The sequence below is a fragment of the Helicobacter marmotae genome (assembly GCF_003364255.1).
GTDB classification, from domain to species: domain Bacteria; phylum Campylobacterota; class Campylobacteria; order Campylobacterales; family Helicobacteraceae; genus Helicobacter_C; species Helicobacter_C marmotae.
Genome location: NZ_NXLR01000006.1, coordinates 12,811 through 30,690, shown reverse-complemented (window position 1 = coordinate 30,690; position 17,880 = coordinate 12,811). Strand labels below are relative to the sequence as shown.

Below are 17,880 nucleotides of genomic sequence, written 5' to 3'. Positions count from 1 at the left end.
AAAATTCCAAAAAAATTGCAAGAAATTCTTAAAAATGATAAAAAACGAGAAAAATTATTGATTTTTATCAACCCCCCGTACGCAGAAGCAAGTAACAGAAAAACACCATCGGGAACAGGTGAAAATAAGACTCAAGTTTCTACTGATACAAAAATATATCATCAATACTCCAATATCTATGGAACAGCGACACGAGAACTTTTTGCGCAGTTTTTTATACGCATCTATAATGAAATTCCACACTGCATGCTTGCAAGTTTTAGCACACTTAAATATATTAATGCACAATATTATGATAAATTTAGAAAAAACTTTCAAGCAAAGTTTTTGCGCGGCTTTGCTTGTCCTTCTGATACCTTTGATAATGTCAGCGGACAATTCCCGATAGGATTTTTGATATGGGACACAAAAATTAAAAAGCCCATTAAAAGGCTATCTTTAGATATTTTCAATGATAAAAATGAATATTTGTTTAAAAAGAGATTCTTTGCCCATAATACAAATTCATACATTATTGATTGGCTTCGTCAATTCTATGATAAAAAGGGGAATAAATTAACCTTTTTAAGGATGCAGGGGACTGATTTTTCTAATAATCGTGGTGTATTTTTTGCCAACAAACTATCAGATAATGATTACAAAAAACATCTTTTCACCATATTAACACAAAATAATCTAATCCCATTTGCCATCTATTTTGCTGTGCGCCACGCAATCCCAGCGAGTTGGCTTAATGACCGCGACCAATTTTTGTATCCTAATGATTTATGGCAGCAAGATTCTAACTTTCAAAACGATTGTTTGGCATTTATGCTTTTTCATTCACAAAATAAAATCAGAAGCCAAGAGGGAGATAATCACTTTATCCCATTTAGCGAATCTGAAGTGGGAATAACAAAAGAACCCTTTAGCTCGCATTTTATGTATGAGTTTATTAATGGGCAAATGAAGCAAGATACTAACTATAATGATAATGCTTTACTTGATACGCAAGGCAGTAAAGATAATAGCAAAGAGGTTAATAAAGGGCAGCTTAGAATTAAAAATGAATCCTTTTATACAATAAGAATCCCTACAAAGCCCTTGAGCTTTAGTAATGAGGCAAGGGCGGTATTTAGCGCAGGGAGAGAGCTGTGGAGGTATTATCACAGCCAAGACTTTAATGACCCAGCTAAGCCCTATAGTGTTAATGCAAGCCTTTATGATATAAAGGCATATTTTCAAGGATATAACGATAAAGGCAGAATGAACCCACCCCAAAAGGCACAAGATGAGCATTATAAGAAACTCATAGGAGAGCTTAATGCCGCATTAAGTGAGCTTGCTAAGGAAATAGAGCCAAAGATTTATGAATATGGCTTTTTGCTCCAATGACAGATTCTAATGGGGGTTTAAAATGACAATAAATCTAACAAATCTAACCCACAAGACAAAATGACCTCATAAAGAAAATTATTTTGTCATATTTTGCGGGGCTTTATCCCCAAAGTCTCTATTAATAATTATAGAATGCCTATAATCGCTATTCATAATCCAATATTTTCTGCCTTCCCAAAAAAACACTTTGTAATAATTTGAAAAGGAATATTCTATTCTATCATATTCATAAAATATCAAGCTATATAACTCATAGTAAAGCTCTTGCTTGCAATTTTTATTTTTGACTAAATATTGGTGAAGAGGTAACCACGATGATGGTTTGCTGGTAATCCATTTTAACTCCAGCACATCATTCATAATCTCTTCCTTGCTCCTCTGCCTTTTCATTGGCATTTGATAGTCAATTCGAGCTTCACCAATATTACTTCTCAAATCATTTACAATTTCTAAGAACAAGTCTTCTTCAAACTCTCGCTTAAAAGTAAGCATTTCGTATATTATTTTATTATTTAAATTTAAATAATTGTGGTTTTTCAACACATCTTTCATCTTGGCACTTGTCATTTTCATCTCCATATCTTAACCCTCCCGCACTGCTGCATTAAAGCTAAATATAAATGCAATTCTCTAACCTAGCCCAAGTTATATGGAATTAAAGGTTTTATATTTATGCTTTAAGCAAGGCTTTTTGACTCATTTTGGTTTATGATTTTTAAATTTACAATAATATCCAATTTTATATATTTCATTGTCCGAGCTTGTTTTGCCTTTTGCTGTAATTTTGCAGTCTGTGCATACACCGCCACAATATGAAAACAACTGCGAAACTTTTCTCTTGAGTTTGAGTGCTCCAAATAATTCAAAGTCTCCGGTTTGTGAATTTGGTTTGTACTCTATATTTTCTATAACAAACCCAGCTTCATTGCCCTTGCGTATCATCACTTTCACGGGTGTAGATTTTTCAACCCCATATACTTCTTGTATGGTCTTATCTATATTTCTTTTACAAAAATCTACATCTTCTTCTATAGTATCACATCTTGCATATTTTTGACCATTGTGGGTAATTGTTTTGGGTGCTTTTGGCTCCTCATCTACTCGAATATACTCCTGCTCTTTAATTATATTTTTACTCATTATAAAGCCTCCTGCTTATTTATGTATAGGGAAAGATACTATTTATTTTTTATTGCTTTGTCAAGGCTTGTGTAAGTTATTTGCTGGCTTTGGGTTTAATAATATAGATTCTGAGCTGGGAGTTTAGAATGACAAAATAATTTGCCTTGCAAAAGGGTTAAGCTTACTCTATAGGGACATAAAGTTTGTCACCTCTTGCAGGCGGGCGTGATGGCTACTAAAGAATCTCTGTTAGCTTTCTAGTGGCTCAAGTAGAGATTCTTCGGGCACAAAGCCCAAAGGCATGATAAACTAACAGAGTCGCTGGTGATTTATAAAGCAATTCCTACCCACCAACAACAAAACATCGCAATTAGGCTATAATGTATTAAAGATAAGGAGAGCAAATGATTTCAATAAACAATATAGATTTTAAACTCATTTTAGATAGCCCTTTTGCATTAGTGGATCTAGCCCAGATTCCGAGCCTACTCAAGCAAACTCAAAATACCGCAATGACGAGATTGGCAACTTCTCAATGCGTCCAAGCAAAGCTTCAATGATACACGCTTTAACACCCCACAAGCCTATGCTACAAGGCATTTATGCTATCTCTGATGAAATTCTCACTCCTTATGAGCTCCTCCCCCAATATTTAGAATCTGCCCTTAAGGGCGGAGTTAGAATATTCCAATTGCGTGATAAAACTCATAGTGATGAGTGGCTTTACCCCATAGCAAAAGCCCTTATGAAGCTATGTGAGGCATATAGCGCACTCTTTGTGATAAATGATAGGCTCTCTCTTGCCATAAAGCTTAACGCCCCTGCCTTGCATTTGGGCAAAGATGATATGAGTATTATCCAAGCTAGAGAGCGATTTAGCGGGATTTTAGGTGCTTCAAGTTATGGGGATTTACAAAGAGCGCAAGAGCTAGAATCTTTAGGGGTGGATTATGTGGCTTTTGGGGCATTTTTCCCCTCTCCTACAAAGCCCCATGCCGCACAAATTCCCTTAGAGATACTCCCTCAAGCTAAAAAAACACTCAAGATTCCACTCTGCGCTATCGGGGGCATTAGCACTCAAAATATTCATTTGCTAAAAAATGCTGATATGTGCGCAGTGATAAGCACTTTATGGCAAAGTAAAAAAGAAAATGCTCAATCGCAGATTCAAGCAATATATGAGAATGCTAAGGCATTGTGCCATAAATTCTCTCAAGCTTACGATTAGTGAGCCTTAAGTTTATTTATTTTAGAATGCTCACAAAAAGAGAAAGGATTTTATGAAGAATATTGTTATTAGCCTATACATTGTGCTTTATTTATTTTTTACTGCTTGCAGTGAGCAGCCATCCATTTCAAGTTCTCAAACCTCTCATTTTCCATGCGACAATAAAGAAAATTGCCTAAAAAGTATCGAGCAACTTGAGGCACAAAATGATATTGCTAGGCTTACACACTTTCTCGGCAAGGCTTGTCAATATGGCGATGGAAATTCATGCTACAAACTGGCTTCCAATATTGTTAAAGCTAAAAACGATGAAGAAATACCGAAAATTTTAGAATTAGTAGAAAAAGCATGTGATTTAGAGCATAATCCTGGCTGTATGGTTTTGGGAGATTTATATATTGAAGGTGAGAGTTTAAAGCAAGATATTTTAAAAGCAAGAGGATTTTATAGCAAAGCATGTGACTTAGGAAATAAAGAGGGTTGCCATAAAAAAATGGAAATTGATTGCGAAGGTGAGAATACTACTATAGGTAGCGTTGCTTGTGTATTTCTCGCTGATTATGCTATAGATATTGGAGATTTTGTAAAAGCAGCACAATATTATATGAAAGCCTGCTATTTAAGCTCTTTTACTTGTTCTGGTTTGGCTGCATTATATAAAGTCGGAATAGGAGTCAAACAAGATTTGCAAAAAGCTTTAGAGTTATATACTAAAGCTTGCGATGCAGAAAATGCTAATTCTTGTTTAATGGTTGGATTTGCATATGGTAGAGATTTTCATGAATTTGGTATTAAACAAAATACAACAAAAGCAAAAGGGCTTTATGCCAAGGCTTGTGATTTAGACAATGCCGATGCTTGCATGTTATTAGGGAGCATAATGGATGATGAAAAACAATATGCAAAGTCTGTAAAATTCTATACTAAAGGATGCTATTTGGACAAACCTTCTTATTCGGCTTGTGGTTTTTTAGCAAGTATGTATCAATATGGTGTGGGAGTTAAACAAGATTTCTTTAGGGCTGTAGAACTTTTTAATAAATCTTGTAGTGGAGGGGTATCTGTAGCTTGTGAAATGCTGGGAAACTTATATATTGAAGGTAAGGGAGTAAGGCAAGATTTATACAAGGCAAAACAACTTTATGGTAGGGCTTGTGATTTAGGGGAGCAACTAGGCTGTGATAAGTATAAAATTTTAAATGAAAATTTCTAACCTAACCTATGCTACCATTCCTCCCCAATGCCTAGCATAATACATTTATCAAATCGTGGCAAGACACAATACGCAAAAATTTCTTTCCCTATGCCTAAAGATTCTATATCACTCAAATAGCGTCCATCAAAGCTAAGGTAAAAGATATGTTCATCATTTGGCGTGCTTTTTGCGCCTATGCCTACCCCTCCTAAATGGCTATATTTAATAAATTCTGCGACATAAGCTTGCACCAAGACCAAAAACCCACGCATAGAATCTTTCTCACTTTTGCTAAGGTTATGATAAATGCTATATTCAATAATGGGGCGTGAGGAATACAGCGGGTAGTTTTTTTGTGCTGATTGCTCTCTTACTACCCTTACATAATCTCTAAGCATCGGGGCATTTCGCTCTAAATAATAACTCTCATCTTTTGGGAATCTAAAGGGATTAGGTGGCTCGTTAAAAGCTGCGTTTCCATCTGCACAAAGATAAGACACAACAGCCATTGTCAGGTAGCCTAAAGCCCGCATAGATTCTATAAATCTCTCTTCATAAGGCTTTCAAAGCTTTCAAAATACATCTCGCTCATCTCTTCTAGGGAAAGATTTATCTCATCAACACAAAAATGCTCTCCCCCCACACAGCCAATTTCACTTAAAGGCACTTTATGCTTCTTTGCCTTTTGCTTGAGGGTGCTTAGGTTCTCTCCTGCAATTTCAAGGACTACACAACTTTGGGATGGTGCAAAAAGCACGGGGGATGGCAAACTCGTATGCACATTACAGCCCATTGCCTTGCACTCGCCATTACTAAGAGCCATTTTTGCCAAAGTCAGTGCTAAACCGCCCTGCCCTATATCTTTTGCCGCGATAATAAGACGCTCTTGCGTTGCTTCTAGAAGGAGATTCCATAATGCCAACTCTCTCTCTAAATCTATATGAGGTATAACACCATAAATACGTCCCTCTAGGAGCTTTTGAGCTAAGCTCCCGCCAAATTCTGCCTTAATCTCGCCTAATAAAATAAGTGTATTGCCCTGTGTTTGGAATGAAGAGGGAATAGCCATTGCCACATCATCTATAACCCCCACACTTACAATGCTAGGCGTAGGGTAAATATCCACACTATCGCTTTGATTATGCAGTGAGACATTGCCGCTTACAATGGGGGTATTAAGGAACTTACATGCCTCTTTAATCCCCTCACATACTTGCTCAAAGCTCCACATCACTTCCGGATTATTGGGTGAGCCAAAATTTAGGCAATCACTCATAGCTAGGGGCTTTGCCCCATTTATCACACAATTTCGCCCCGCAGTGGCTACTGCTATCTTTGCACCCTCTTTTGGATTCAGATAACAATAACGCATATTGCAATTTACACTCATAGCCAACCCCATATCTGTGCCTTTAATGCGTATCATACTCGCATCGCCACTTCCTGCTGGTGTAATGGTATTACTTTGCACACTGCTATCAAACTGCGTATAAACCCACTTTTTATTGGCTATCTCCACACTACCAAGGAGTGTAAGAAATATCTCTTGTGTGCTTAAATGTGTCTCTAATCTCTCTGCTTTATGAGTTTGAGGAGGCTTAGGACGCAGGGGCATATCAAGCATAGGGGCATTCTCACTTAGCTCCGCTATGGGGATATGGGCGCATTTCTCTCCATACCAATAGAGCTCCATAATACCGCTTTTTGTAACCTCTCCGATAATGGCTACATCAAGCTCCCATTTTTCAAAAATGGCTAAAACTTGTGCTTCACAGCCCTTTTTCGCGCAAATAAGCATACGCTCTTGAGATTCACTCAACATAAGCTCATAAGGATTCATACCCTCTTCACGCATAGGGACCTTATCAAGATGAAGTATCATACCACTTTGGCTTCTCCCTGCCATTTCAAAGCTAGAGCTTGTAAGCCCCGCTGCACCCATATCTTGAATCCCTACAATCAATCCCTCCTTAAAAAGCTCCATACACGCCTCAAGCAAAAGCTTCTGGGCAAATGGATCTCCCACCTGCACAGCTGATTTCATAGCCTTTGAGTGAGAGCTAAAGCTATCAGAGCTCATCACCGCTCCACCCAAGCCATCTCGCCCTGTCTTGCTCCCTACATAAATCACGGGATTACCTATACCCTCCGCTTTTGCATAAAAAATTTCATTCTTTTTGGCTAAGCCCAAACAAAAGGCATTGACTAAAATATTGCCATTGTAGCAAGATTCAAAGCTCATCTCTCCCCCAATGGTAGGCACTCCCATGCAGTTTCCATAGCTCCCTATGCCCTCCACTACTCCACGTAATAAATAGCGATGTTTCCTGCCAAGCTCGCCCTCATCATTCACATTGCCAAATCGTATAGAATTTAGGCTTGCTACAGGGCGCGCACCCATAGTGAAAATATCGCGCATAATGCCTCCAACGCCCGTAGCTGCCCCGGCATGAGGCTCAATAAAGCTTGGGTGATTGTGAGATTCTATCTTAAAGACGGCACAGAGATTATGCCCAATATCTACAACCCCTGCATTCTCACCCGGTCCTTGCACTACCCAAGGGGCTTTTGTAGGGAATCCTTTCAAATACTTTTTGCTTGATTTATAGCTGCAATGCTCGCTCCACATCGCTGAAAAAATACCTAGCTCTATGAGATTTGGAGCACGATTAAGAATCTTTACAATCTCATCATAATCTGTGCTTGATAGCTTATGGGCTTTGATTGCTTGATCAGATTTGCCCACTTCCTTAAGAAGTTCTGTGATATTTGCTGCCATTTTCACCTCAATTTTTATGGAGATAGAAATACATAAATTTATGGAATCATCTTTTGCATAAGGGCGGATTCTATCACAAGTTACTTTTTTTTTGCTTTATCAAACAGATAAGCCCAAAGCTTGCGTATTTAAGTTTGGGATAAACTTTGATTAATTAAAATGCACATTCACTAACTCAACATAAACTCCTCGGAAAAGGCGCAAAATGAAGTATATTAAGTTTTTCAAAGAACTCAATAATAAAGACGTCCCCATAGTGGGTGGTAAAAATGCAAGCATTGGTGAGATGTTTCAAGAGCTTGTTAATGAGGGTATTAAGGTCCCTAATGGCTTTGCAATCACAAGCGATGCGTATTGGTATCTTTTAGATTCCGGAGGTATTAGAGAGAAAATTATTGAGTTGCTTGATGGCGTTGATGTAACTGAAATTGATGTTTTAAAAACCCGCTCAAAAAAAATCCGCGAATTGATTTTTGGCACACCTTTTCCTGCAGATTTACGAGAAGAGATTTTTAAGGCTTATGAGATATTGAGTGCAGAATATGGCATGAAAGATGCCGATGTCGCCGTACGTAGCTCCGCAACGGCTGAAGACTTGCCCGATGCAAGCTTTGCGGGGCAGCAAGATACATATTTAAGTATCAAAGGTAAAACAGAGCTTATACATTATGTGAAGTCATGCCTTGCTTCACTCTTTACTGATAGAGCGGTAAGCTATCGCGCTTCAAGGGGCTTTGACCACTTTAAGGTAGCACTCTCTGTAGGCGTGCAAAAAATGGTGCGCGCAGATAAAGGCAGTGCGGGAGTGATGTTTAGCATTGATACCGAAACAGGCTTTAAAGACGCTGTGTTTATCACCTCAAGCTGGGGTTTAGGAGAAAATGTCGTAGGTGGAACGGTTAATCCCGATGAGTTTTATGTATTTAAGCCCACGCTTAAAGAGGGCAAACGTCCTATCATCAAACGTCAATTAGGACATAAACATCAAAAAATGGTCTATGCCCCACGTGGAAGCGAACACCCCACAAAAAATATCAAAACCACTCAACGCGAGATGAAAAGCTTTTCAATCACTGATGCGGATATTTTGACATTAGCACGTTATGCTATAAAGATTGAAGAGCATTACACAAAAGAGGCGGGAGAATACCGCCCTATGGATATGGAATGGGCAAAAGATGGGGATAGTGGAGAGATTTTTATCGTTCAAGCGCGCCCAGAAACCGTGCAAAGCCAAAAAAGCAAAAAAGGCAATGCCCAAAGATTAGAGAAATTTAAGTTTGTCAATCCTGAGAGTAAAAAAGAGATTATCCTCAAAGGCAAGGCTATAGGCGGTAAAATAGGCTCTGGCAAGGTAAGAATCATTAATGATATTGAGCATATGGATAGCTTTAAAGAAGGAGAAATACTTGTAACAGACAACACTGACCCCGATTGGGAGCCAGCGATGAAAAAGGCGGCTGCGGTTATTACAAATCGCGGGGGGCGCACTTGTCATGCAGCCATTGTTGCTAGAGAAATTGGCGTACCGGCGATAGTTGGGGCTATTGGCGCGACAGATAGACTTTATAGCGGTATGGAAGTTACCGTTTCTTGTGCAGAGGGGGAAGAGGGCTATATTTATGATGGTATCCATGAATATGAGATTGAGAGCATTGAGCTAAGCAATCTAGGGAATCCAAAGACAAAAATCTATATGAATGTAGGGAATCCTGAAAAAGCCTTTAGCTTCTCACAGATACCAAACCACGGTGTAGGGCTAGCGCGTATGGAGCTTATAGTGCTTAATCAAATCAAAGCCCACCCCCTTGCATTACTTGATATTCAAAATGGCAATGCCAAAGGCTTAAAAGAAAAATCAGAGATTGAGAAAATTATGTCAGGCTATGATAGTCCAAAAGATTTCTTTACTAAAAAGATTGCTGAGGGTATTGGTATGATTTGCTCGGCATTCTACCCTAACCCCGTTATCGTGCGCACAAGCGACTTTAAATCAAATGAATATAAAGGTATGCTTGGCGGAGCTCCTTATGAACCACATGAAGAAAACCCTATGCTAGGTTATCGTGGGGCTAGCAGGTATTATTCTGAGCAATATCGCACGGCTTTTGAATGGGAATGCCAAGCCTTGGCTATGGTACGTGATGAAATGGGGCTTAGCAATATGAAAGTGATGATTCCATTCCTGCGCACGCCCGAAGAGGGCAAAAAGGTGCTAGAAATCATGCGCCGCAATGGTTTAGAATCTGGTAAAAATGGCTTAGAGATTTATGTAATGTGTGAATTGCCCGTAAATGTGATTTTGGCAGATGAGTTTTTAAGTATGTTTGATGGATTCTCAATAGGCTCAAATGACCTAACTCAGCTCACTTTGGGTGTAGATAGAGATGGGCAGCTTGTAAGCCATGTCTTTGATGAGCGTAATCCTGCTATGTTTATAATGTTTAAAAAGGCTATTGAAGCTTGCAAGGCGCATAATAAGTATTGTGGTATTTGTGGGCAAGCTCCGAGTGATTATCCGGAAGTAACGGAATTCCTTGTTAAAGAGGGCATTAGCTCTATTTCTCTCAATCCTGATTCTGTAATTGCAACTTGGCAAAAAGTCGTAGAGGTAGAAAAAACGCTAAAATAATTAGATTAAAAATGGGGGAAAATATGCGTAATTTAGATATTGATGAAATAAAAGAAAAAGTACAAAAAGAACATTCACTCACCTTAAATGTGAGCTATCTTTGTGAGGATATTCGGCAATGGTGGGAATCTCACAAAGATACTCCATCGCGCCTACAGCAAACACTTTTTTTAAATTTTCTTCTATCAAAATTAAGTAGGAGTGACCTAAATCAAATTGCAAAATTCAGTCTTGCAAGCCCCATTTATGCCTTTTTTATTAATGGGCTTCCTAAAGATATGGACTTAAGGTGTCATTATATCATACATGAAAGCTTCTCTTTAGTGTTTGGATTATTCGATATTCCTTATCCTTATGAGCACCATAAATGGCTTTTTCTAGGGAAAGAGGCACATTCATTTGCAGAATGGGGCATGGGAGCAGGAGCAATTTCTCTACATTCAGATGATATTTATGAAGATTTAGAAATAGATTATCTATCATTAAGTATTTGTCGTGATTTAACTTCAACACCTACAACCTTTCTCCACCCAAGAGAAATTGTCGCACATCTTAGTAATGAAGAGTTTTTGAGTATGTTTGGGTCGCAAGTACAATTTGTATCTGGCAAAAATGTAAAAACAAGTAAATCTCAAATAAAACCACTTGCATTTTGCAACGCACGAAAAGGTATTGGGTTTAATTTGGATTTTAGAATTGATACAAATGTCGGAGAACGAATGATAGGACTTGATATGACATCTCGAAAGCTCATTGCAAAGATGAGAGAAATCTTACAACAATGCAGCCCAAACACTTTCAGTAATGAGGGTTCTTTTGCTATTTTTACCAATAAAAAAGTATTACATGGAAGATCAAAATTAAATCGGTTAAAAAACATTGAAAAGAAAGTTTTTGATTTGTATTCTGCGCCTCGAGTATTATTAAGGAGTAAAGGTATTGCGAGAGAAGAATTTATGGAGGTAAGTGCATGAAAAAAAACTATTTTATTGATGGCTTAAAAGATTCTTCTATCTTTGGTGTGTCTTTTATATTTTTATACCTCTCTATTGGGGCAAATGGCTATGCCAATGCTTTAAGCGTATTTGAGAGTGTCGCTACTACTTTATTTGTCTTTTCTACGCCCTTGCAGTTTTTACTTGTGCAGAGTTATCAAGATGGCTTTGTGCTTATTCCTCTTATTTTGGCTATGAATGCACGCTTTTTATTGATGAGTGCTACACTTTCCCCCTACCTAAAACATCAAAATATCTTCTACCTCGCATTATCTAGCATTCTTATTTGCCCCTCTGTTTTTAGTGGCTGCATAAGCAAATTTAAAAAAATGAGTGAATACCCCTTTACATATTTTATCGCTCTTGGCTTGCCTATATGGCTTGTATCACTGCTTTGCACAGGCTTAGGTGCAAGTATGGGTGCGGCTCTGAATTCACCGGAATTAAGGGAGATTATCGCTATAGTTTTGCCCTTGCAATTTACAGGTCTTGCAGCAAAGCACTACCCTAATTTTAAAGAAATTGGAAGTTATTTTTGGGGATTTCTATTTGCACCATTTGTAATCACCCTCACGCCTAGCTACTATCTCCTTATTGTGCCTTTTGTAGTGGGCGGCTTAATGCTGCTTTATGATGAGGCACAGAGGGCAAGAGCAAAGGATAAAAGATGAGTATGTTTTGGATTTTACTTATATTTGCTGCTATCACGATCTTTCTATGCAGAATCTTGCCCTTTATCTTTGCTAATCACACCTTGCTTGGGAATACCGATGGAAGATTCTATCGTTTCCTTACCTATAGCACGCAAGCTATGCTTGGGGCTATTGTGTATTCTACTGCGTTTTTTGGGCGTGATATTGTAAGTTTTATAGCTACTTTTGCCTTTATCGATGTGCTTAAGCTCTTACTTTTGGGTTTTGTATTCTTTGCTACACTTTGGACAAACCGCCTCTTAAGTGCATTTCTACTCGCTCTTGTTATTTTTGTAGGATTTGTTTTGTGCTTTTATGAGCCCTGAATCACTAGTCGTACTTTTTGGTGTTTTGAAAAAGATTCTTCGGGGAGACAAGCTAAGGGCTGACAAAATAGTAACCCTATAATTTCTAAAACCATTCATCGCTTAAAAGCCTTAAGCCTAATGAAACAAAGCTCTCTCCTCCGCTAAAGGCATTCCCATAAGTGCCATCAAGTTGGATTTTATCCTGCAAAAGCCAGATTCTAATACCTACTTGAAATTGTGCCCTGCTCCCCCTCTCATAAATACCCTCACCTAAAAGCCAGAATCTTTGAGAGAGCTCCCGCTCAAAGCCTAAGCCTAGATGATAAATATGTGGCTCATTTTCATTCCGCTTGAGTTTGTAACCAACATTTGAATGCACAAGAAAAGTATTTTCTAAAAATGCAAAACTTATGGGCACGTAGATAAAATGCTCATTTTTATATTGAGAATACAAGAAATTATAAGCATTACCCAATGCCACCCCATAGCTAAAGCCCTGCTCCTCAAGGTCATTAAAAATCTTTTTTGCTCCGATGATAAACTGCTGTGTGCGGAACTTTTCACTAGGATTTGTATCAGGTATAAAGGCATTACTCATCATAACACCCATACTTACTTCAGTGTCTAAAAACATATTGCACGCAGGGATTGCATAATACTCAAACATATTCCTATCATATACCCCCCATGTTTCAAGCTGGCATGAATGCCTATCTACCACGCGAGCGTCATCGGTAATCATCGGACGTGCCGCAAAAGCAAAACTTGCATATACAAAGATAAAAATTAAAGCTCTCAAAAATTTTCTCCAAACCAGCTTGCGACATCACTTCGTATCGTTTGCTTTAGCTGAATAGCAGCGATAAAGTCATCTTGCAGTGCTTTTGTTAAAAGGCTTAAAGCACCATTACGAAATTTACTTAAATACGGGTGGTCAATTTGTGCCCAATCGCCTAGAAATACAATTTTACTCCCCTCCCCTATGCGCGTTCCTATAAGCTTGATAGTCGCATTTGAGGCATTCTGCACTTCATCAAAAATCACAAATTTATTCCCTATACTGATCCCTCGCGCATGGGCAATATCAACCACCTCAATTTTATGCTTTTGCAAGAAATATTCTGTCGCATCTTGCTTTTGTATGCCATTGACTTCTCCGCGATATTCAATACGTTTAGCAAGAGATTGCTCTTGAAGTTTATCAATCGTAAAATTTATAGCCCCATAAAGAGGGTACATAAAATACCCCAACTTCTGGCTTTCATCACCTTTACGATAGCCTAGTTCTGCCTCTTTGTCATTGGCTGTAATGGTGTTACGCATATAAATAATGCCATCAACTACTCCATTTTTAAGGAGAGTAATGCCCGCTTGCAGGGCTATGAGTGTTTTACCACTGCCTGTAGCACCAGTAGCGATAGTAAGGTTATTTTGCGGGTGAGTAAGGAGGGCGTAAAGCATTTTTTGCTCTAAATTAATGGGCATAATATAGGGTTGGTGTTTTTTAAGAATCTCATCAAGATTCACTTCCTCAAAGGCATTGCCCACTTTTAAGCCAAAGGTCTTCTTACCCGTTGTATAAAGCGCGCTATCTGTATTATCTACTTCATCAACTTGTATCAAACTCCATTGTGTAAGCTTTTTAAACGCCTGCTCATGGGATAGGGCATTTAAAGGCTTATCTTTATGCCACTCAAAAGATGCCCAAAAGTCGATTTTATCGGGGTTTTCAACCCTATCTCTAAAGAGCGATTGTGCGCTTACGCCTTGAGTTTGTGCGCGGATTTTAAGAGAAATATCATTACTGAGTAAAATAAGATGATAATCTCGCGCTATTTCAATGAGTTTTGAATCATTATAGCTATGCTCTTGATGAGCAATATTATATTTAGGGCGATAAATTAAAGTAAGAGGGATACTTATGTTCCCTGTGCGGAAAAAGAGCGTTTGTATAAAATCATTACATGTTTTGTCATTTTGTGTCTGTATATGCGAAGTAATCTCTGTGCTATCGCTATTTACACAGCGGAAGAACTCCCGCGCAAAAAACCCGGTCTCATTATGTAAATCCTTTTTTTTATCAAGCTCTTCAATGACCACTTCGGAAATAAAAAGTGCATTTTGGGAATCTTGCCATAGATGGAGGATATTTTGGGTATCATCTAAGATGATAGAGGTATCAAGTAGGTAATGTTTGCCGCTCAAATTTAGCTCCCCCTTAAAACGCCTCCATTCACATCATCTACAAATTCCATAGTCTTAATTACAGAATCTATTAAACCTTTCATTTCTTTACTATGGTTGTCATTAGCAGCAATCTTTGCAAATTCATCAAAATCAAGTTTAGGGGCATGTGTTTTTAAATAATCCATAGCGACTTGTTCATTACTTGTAATTAAACCTTGCTTTTTTAGCATAGATGAGAGATTCTCAAATGAAGTCTTATCATTAAAGCCTCCCTCAAGCTCGCCTCCAATTTCACGTGCCTTTTTTAACTCCTCTGAGGGAGAGAATTTATCTTCAATGCGCTTTGTAATATCCATATACTGCAAAGATTGGATACTTCTATCCTCATTATTAATGCTATCTACGCCCTTAGAGCTCTGCTCACTCTCTTTGCTTTGGACATTTTGGGGCTGATTGGGGGCATTATAGATATTAGCAAGCATACCTTGCACGCCACTCATATGATTGATTTTTGTAATATCCATTGAAACCTCCGATTTTTTCTGCTTCTACTGCATACTTTATAAATATGCTAAAGCAAATAATATTCCCCAACCTTAGAAATTCCAGCCTGAATCAGGTTTCTTCTCTTCCTTACTATCTTGTGTATTTTGCCTATCTTGTGCGTTTTGCTGCTCTTTGTTTGCTAACTCTAAAAGCACCTTGTAGGCATTATCAATCTCTCTAATTCGCTCTAAGGAAGTATCACGGAAAGTTTTGTTGATATTTTTGCTATCAAAAATATTTTGCTTTGTGCTTTTGATAAGCTCATTATACATTTGAGTAAGCTCATTTTGGCCAGAGATCTCACTTATGCCAAATACAGCCTTTGCCTGCTCTTGGCTTAGCTCATTTGCTTTAGCATACTCTTGCTCAAATTGCTCAAAAAGAGCATTGAAGTCTTCATTAGCTATCTCAAAGAGTGCGGCAATATCAATAATACAATCTTTCTCACTCTCTTCTAGCACTCCGTCTGCATAAGCAAGCACAAATAAAAACTCCACAACTTTCAATCGCTTTTTATACTCGCCCTTTGTGAGTTGCACATAGCTATCGCATAGCTCTTCAAGTGATATACTCGGGGATTCTTGCTTCATAAGAATGTCTTTTAGCTCTTCTTTGCTAAATTTTGGATTTTTAGATTCTGCTGCCATATCTGCAAGCATTTGAGCAAGAAGCTGCTCTTCAAGGGGGCATACCTTTTTATCACTCCACACAAGATACCCCAGTATCGCCGCCAATACGGAAAACTCATTGGATTTGAGCCTATCAGTTTGTGCCATTTCTTCATAAGGATTCTCAAAATCTATGGGGGCAGTATCTGCGGAATTGCTATAGGGCTGCTGCTGTGTTTGTATAGGGTTTTTAAGGTAGTCCTGCAAGGTATTGTAAAGAAAATATATCACAACCCCAGCAATGAGTAAAAGCACGATTTCCATATTGTGTGTGTCCTTGTGGTGATTTTAGCCCAAATTGTAGCGAATTTTGCTTTAGCGTTTGTTAATACGTTTTTCAAACTCCCTCTTCAAACGTTCCTCCTGCTCTCTGGCATTTTGCCTTAATCGCTTAAGCTCCTCTAAGCGCTCATTTTCAAGTGCGATTTTACGCTCTCTACTATCGCGGATTCTCTGCATATATTCCTCACGTCTTTTAGGGTCTTGATAACGAATGGGCTTCATAAACAACACCCCTAAAATAACGAGAAAAAACACCAACGCCATAGCGGGGTCTTCACCGCCAAAATGATACCAAGTCGAGCCAATCACGGCTGCAACAAGGAATTTAATAAAAATCATCATTAAATCAACTCCACTTTTTGTTTATGATATGCAAACCCTAGCTTGTCTCTCTCTTCTTCACCAAAAGCTAGAAGTATCACTTGAGGCAAAAAAAGCACATTTAGCCCTATATTATCGCGATTGTAAGCCCTGCAGAGTTTGCTACGTTTGCCTTCAAGTAGTTCAAACTGGCTTAAAGAATACGTAAGGATAAAATCCACGCCCAAATCTGCTATATCAAAAAACATTTTTGCACTATTATAAAGCGCACTTTGAGAATCAAATGGCATTAAATGCGCATAATATTGCTTTGTAAGGGGGGTATCTATCACTTTTAAGCCTATTTGTTCATAGATTCTATGATTTGTGCTTATAGGCAAATGCCCCTGATATGCCCCACGCACTATCGCAGCACAAAAGGTATGAAAATGTTTTTTAATCATCGGGGCTATATCGATGGTATTAAGCAAATCAGGCAAATAGCTCATCTGGGCTTTACTCTCATAGAGGAGATTAAATTTATGAAGATATTTGCTCTCTAGCTCGCGTATAATATCGCTATCAGATTCAATAATACTTCTTGCATATAGGGCATTTGCATACGCATCTTCTTCTAAAAACACAAGTGTAGCACCCATAGCATTGCTTAATGCGAGATTGTAAGCGACATTATGCAATAAATCATCTCTTTGTGCTAATCTCGCCCAATACCCGCCACAATCAGCAAGCTCCATATTTGGCTTAACAATCTCTAAACCAAGCAATGAAAAAAGCGTCTTTGTGCTATTAAGCAAGCTTTGGGCGTTATTGTATTTGTCATAAATTATATATTTCATCACTATCCTTTATGCACTTTCAGTGTTGCTAAATGTTGCAGGGCTTTATGCTCATAAGAAAAGACTATATCACGTATAAAATCCCACATCTCCAAATCAAGCGCCTTTGCACGAGGATAAACCATATCTGCAATGCTCACAAAATGCAAGATTCCCCCATGTTTATCTAAAATCCAAGTTTTAATTTGCTCTAATTTATCAGGGTAGCGAGGAAGGAGCCATTTAAGATAAAGGAAAAATCCATCGCCTAAATAATGCTCATTACTCATAGGAGTGATGAGGTTTAACATAAGATACTTGCCTAATTCCTCCTTTTCTTGCGGGGTAATAAAATCTAAAGATGTAAAAAATCCCTGATACTTTGCCCATAGCGCATTTTCATTAAGCAATAAGTCCTTAGAAGCATAATATGTGCTTAATGGCTCAATTTGCCACTCCTCTCCAAATCTCTGCACAAGCTGCGTAATGCTAAGATTCTCAAAAATGGCGATACCATTAATTCGCAAGGCTAAATATGTCTTATCATAACAATACTGAATCTCATCGTATAAAAAATGGAGCAAATCGCTAAGCGTCCGATCAGCCGTGTAGGGAAAAAGCAATTTCGTATAATATGGGAGATAATCTACACCTGCCTCAAACCTAAATACCTCAAGACTAAGCCTATCCATAAATGCTCCTTTGAAATGCTCCTGTGGCAAATTTGTGCTTT

At 38.3% G+C, this 17,880-nt stretch carries 19 protein-coding genes; 8 read left to right on the top strand and 11 right to left on the bottom strand.

What is annotated here, in order from left to right:
* The first annotated feature begins 15 nt into the window (after positions 1–15).
* Positions 16–1,374, top strand: a complete 1,359-nt coding sequence (locus tag CQA63_RS10485) for a hypothetical protein (protein ID WP_104700199.1) — start codon at positions 16–18, stop codon at positions 1,372–1,374.
* 78 nt (positions 1,375–1,452) lie between these two features.
* Here CQA63_RS10485 and CQA63_RS04470 read toward each other — a convergent pair whose 3' ends face one another.
* Both CQA63_RS04470 and CQA63_RS04465 read right to left on the bottom strand, forming a co-directional pair.
* Positions 1,453–1,956 (bottom strand): hypothetical protein, encoded by a 504-nt coding sequence (locus tag CQA63_RS04470; RefSeq protein WP_158655486.1) that lies wholly within the window; start codon positions 1,954–1,956, stop codon positions 1,453–1,455.
* A 117-nt stretch (positions 1,957–2,073) separates the two neighbouring features.
* A complete protein-coding gene (locus tag CQA63_RS04465) occupies positions 2,074–2,517 on the bottom strand; it encodes a hypothetical protein (protein WP_104700197.1) in 444 nt (147 codons plus the stop codon).
* Between the two features lie 386 nt (positions 2,518–2,903).
* On the opposite strand from CQA63_RS04465, the gene CQA63_RS09760 reads away from it, so the two are divergent.
* From CQA63_RS09760 to CQA63_RS04455, 3 genes are read left to right on the top strand one after another with little or no spacing between them, the layout of a single operon-like run.
* On the top strand, positions 2,904–3,059 hold the full coding sequence (locus CQA63_RS09760) for a hypothetical protein (RefSeq protein WP_158655485.1): 156 nt from the start codon (positions 2,904–2,906) through the stop codon (positions 3,057–3,059).
* Positions 3,056–3,727: a thiamine phosphate synthase gene (gene thiE / locus CQA63_RS04460; protein WP_233706632.1), complete on the top strand. Its 672-nt coding sequence runs from the start codon at positions 3,056–3,058 to the stop codon at positions 3,725–3,727. Before CQA63_RS09760 ends, thiE begins: the two co-directional genes overlap by 4 nt.
* A gap of 52 nt (positions 3,728–3,779) precedes the next feature.
* The gene (locus CQA63_RS04455; protein ID WP_104700196.1) at positions 3,780–4,940 is read left to right on the top strand and encodes a tetratricopeptide repeat protein; all 1,161 of its coding nucleotides are present in this window, start codon (positions 3,780–3,782) and stop codon (positions 4,938–4,940) included.
* Between the two features lie 11 nt (positions 4,941–4,951).
* Here CQA63_RS04455 and CQA63_RS04450 read toward each other — a convergent pair whose 3' ends face one another.
* The gene (locus CQA63_RS04450; RefSeq protein ID WP_147288724.1) at positions 4,952–5,455 is read right to left on the bottom strand and encodes a hypothetical protein; all 504 of its coding nucleotides are present in this window, start codon (positions 5,453–5,455) and stop codon (positions 4,952–4,954) included.
* 5 nt (positions 5,456–5,460) lie between these two features.
* Positions 5,461–7,701 (bottom strand): phosphoribosylformylglycinamidine synthase subunit PurL, encoded by a 2,241-nt coding sequence (gene purL, locus CQA63_RS04445; protein ID WP_104700194.1) that lies wholly within the window; start codon positions 7,699–7,701, stop codon positions 5,461–5,463.
* Between the two features lie 205 nt (positions 7,702–7,906).
* On the opposite strand from purL, the gene ppsA reads away from it, so the two are divergent.
* From ppsA to CQA63_RS04425, 4 genes are read left to right on the top strand one after another with little or no spacing between them, the layout of a single operon-like run.
* Positions 7,907–10,333: a pyruvate, water dikinase gene (gene ppsA, locus CQA63_RS04440; protein WP_104700193.1), complete on the top strand. Its 2,427-nt coding sequence runs from the start codon at positions 7,907–7,909 to the stop codon at positions 10,331–10,333.
* A 23-nt stretch (positions 10,334–10,356) separates the two neighbouring features.
* A complete protein-coding gene (locus tag CQA63_RS04435; protein WP_104700192.1) occupies positions 10,357–11,307 on the top strand; it encodes a hypothetical protein in 951 nt (316 codons plus the stop codon).
* Positions 11,304–11,999: an AzlC family ABC transporter permease gene (locus CQA63_RS04430; protein WP_104700191.1), complete on the top strand. Its 696-nt coding sequence runs from the start codon at positions 11,304–11,306 to the stop codon at positions 11,997–11,999. The genes CQA63_RS04435 and CQA63_RS04430 overlap by 4 nt, the downstream gene beginning before the upstream one ends.
* The gene (locus CQA63_RS04425; protein WP_104700190.1) at positions 11,996–12,346 is read left to right on the top strand and encodes an AzlD domain-containing protein; all 351 of its coding nucleotides are present in this window, start codon (positions 11,996–11,998) and stop codon (positions 12,344–12,346) included. The genes CQA63_RS04430 and CQA63_RS04425 overlap by 4 nt, the downstream gene beginning before the upstream one ends.
* 85 nt (positions 12,347–12,431) lie before the next feature.
* On the opposite strand, the gene CQA63_RS04420 is transcribed toward CQA63_RS04425, so the two are convergent.
* The 7 genes from CQA63_RS04420 to CQA63_RS04390 all read right to left on the bottom strand — a co-directional run bounded on the left by CQA63_RS04420 (position 12,432) and on the right by CQA63_RS04390 (position 17,839).
* A complete protein-coding gene (locus tag CQA63_RS04420; RefSeq protein WP_104700189.1) occupies positions 12,432–13,127 on the bottom strand; it encodes a hypothetical protein in 696 nt (231 codons plus the stop codon).
* Positions 13,124–14,533 carry a PhoH family protein gene (locus tag CQA63_RS04415; protein ID WP_104700188.1) on the bottom strand — a complete coding sequence of 470 codons (1,410 nt, stop codon included), beginning with the start codon at positions 14,531–14,533 and terminating at the stop codon, positions 13,124–13,126. The genes CQA63_RS04420 and CQA63_RS04415 overlap by 4 nt, the downstream gene beginning before the upstream one ends.
* A 2-nt stretch (positions 14,534–14,535) precedes the next feature.
* Entirely contained in the window at positions 14,536–15,039 is a 504-nt protein-coding gene (locus CQA63_RS04410) for a hypothetical protein (protein WP_104700187.1), read from the bottom strand.
* 72 nt (positions 15,040–15,111) lie between these two features.
* Entirely contained in the window at positions 15,112–15,993 is an 882-nt protein-coding gene (locus CQA63_RS04405; protein ID WP_104700186.1) for a tellurite resistance TerB family protein, read from the bottom strand.
* 51 nt (positions 15,994–16,044) lie between these two features.
* On the bottom strand, positions 16,045–16,353 hold the full coding sequence (locus CQA63_RS04400) for a hypothetical protein (protein WP_104700185.1): 309 nt from the start codon (positions 16,351–16,353) through the stop codon (positions 16,045–16,047).
* The gene (locus CQA63_RS04395; RefSeq protein WP_104700184.1) at positions 16,353–17,168 is read right to left on the bottom strand and encodes an HdrB C-terminal domain-containing protein; all 816 of its coding nucleotides are present in this window, start codon (positions 17,166–17,168) and stop codon (positions 16,353–16,355) included. Before CQA63_RS04395 ends, CQA63_RS04400 begins: the two co-directional genes overlap by 1 nt.
* 2 nt (positions 17,169–17,170) lie before the next feature.
* Entirely contained in the window at positions 17,171–17,839 is a 669-nt protein-coding gene (locus CQA63_RS04390) for a DUF5644 domain-containing protein (RefSeq protein ID WP_104700183.1), read from the bottom strand.
* Positions 17,840–17,880: the final 41 nt, after the last annotated feature.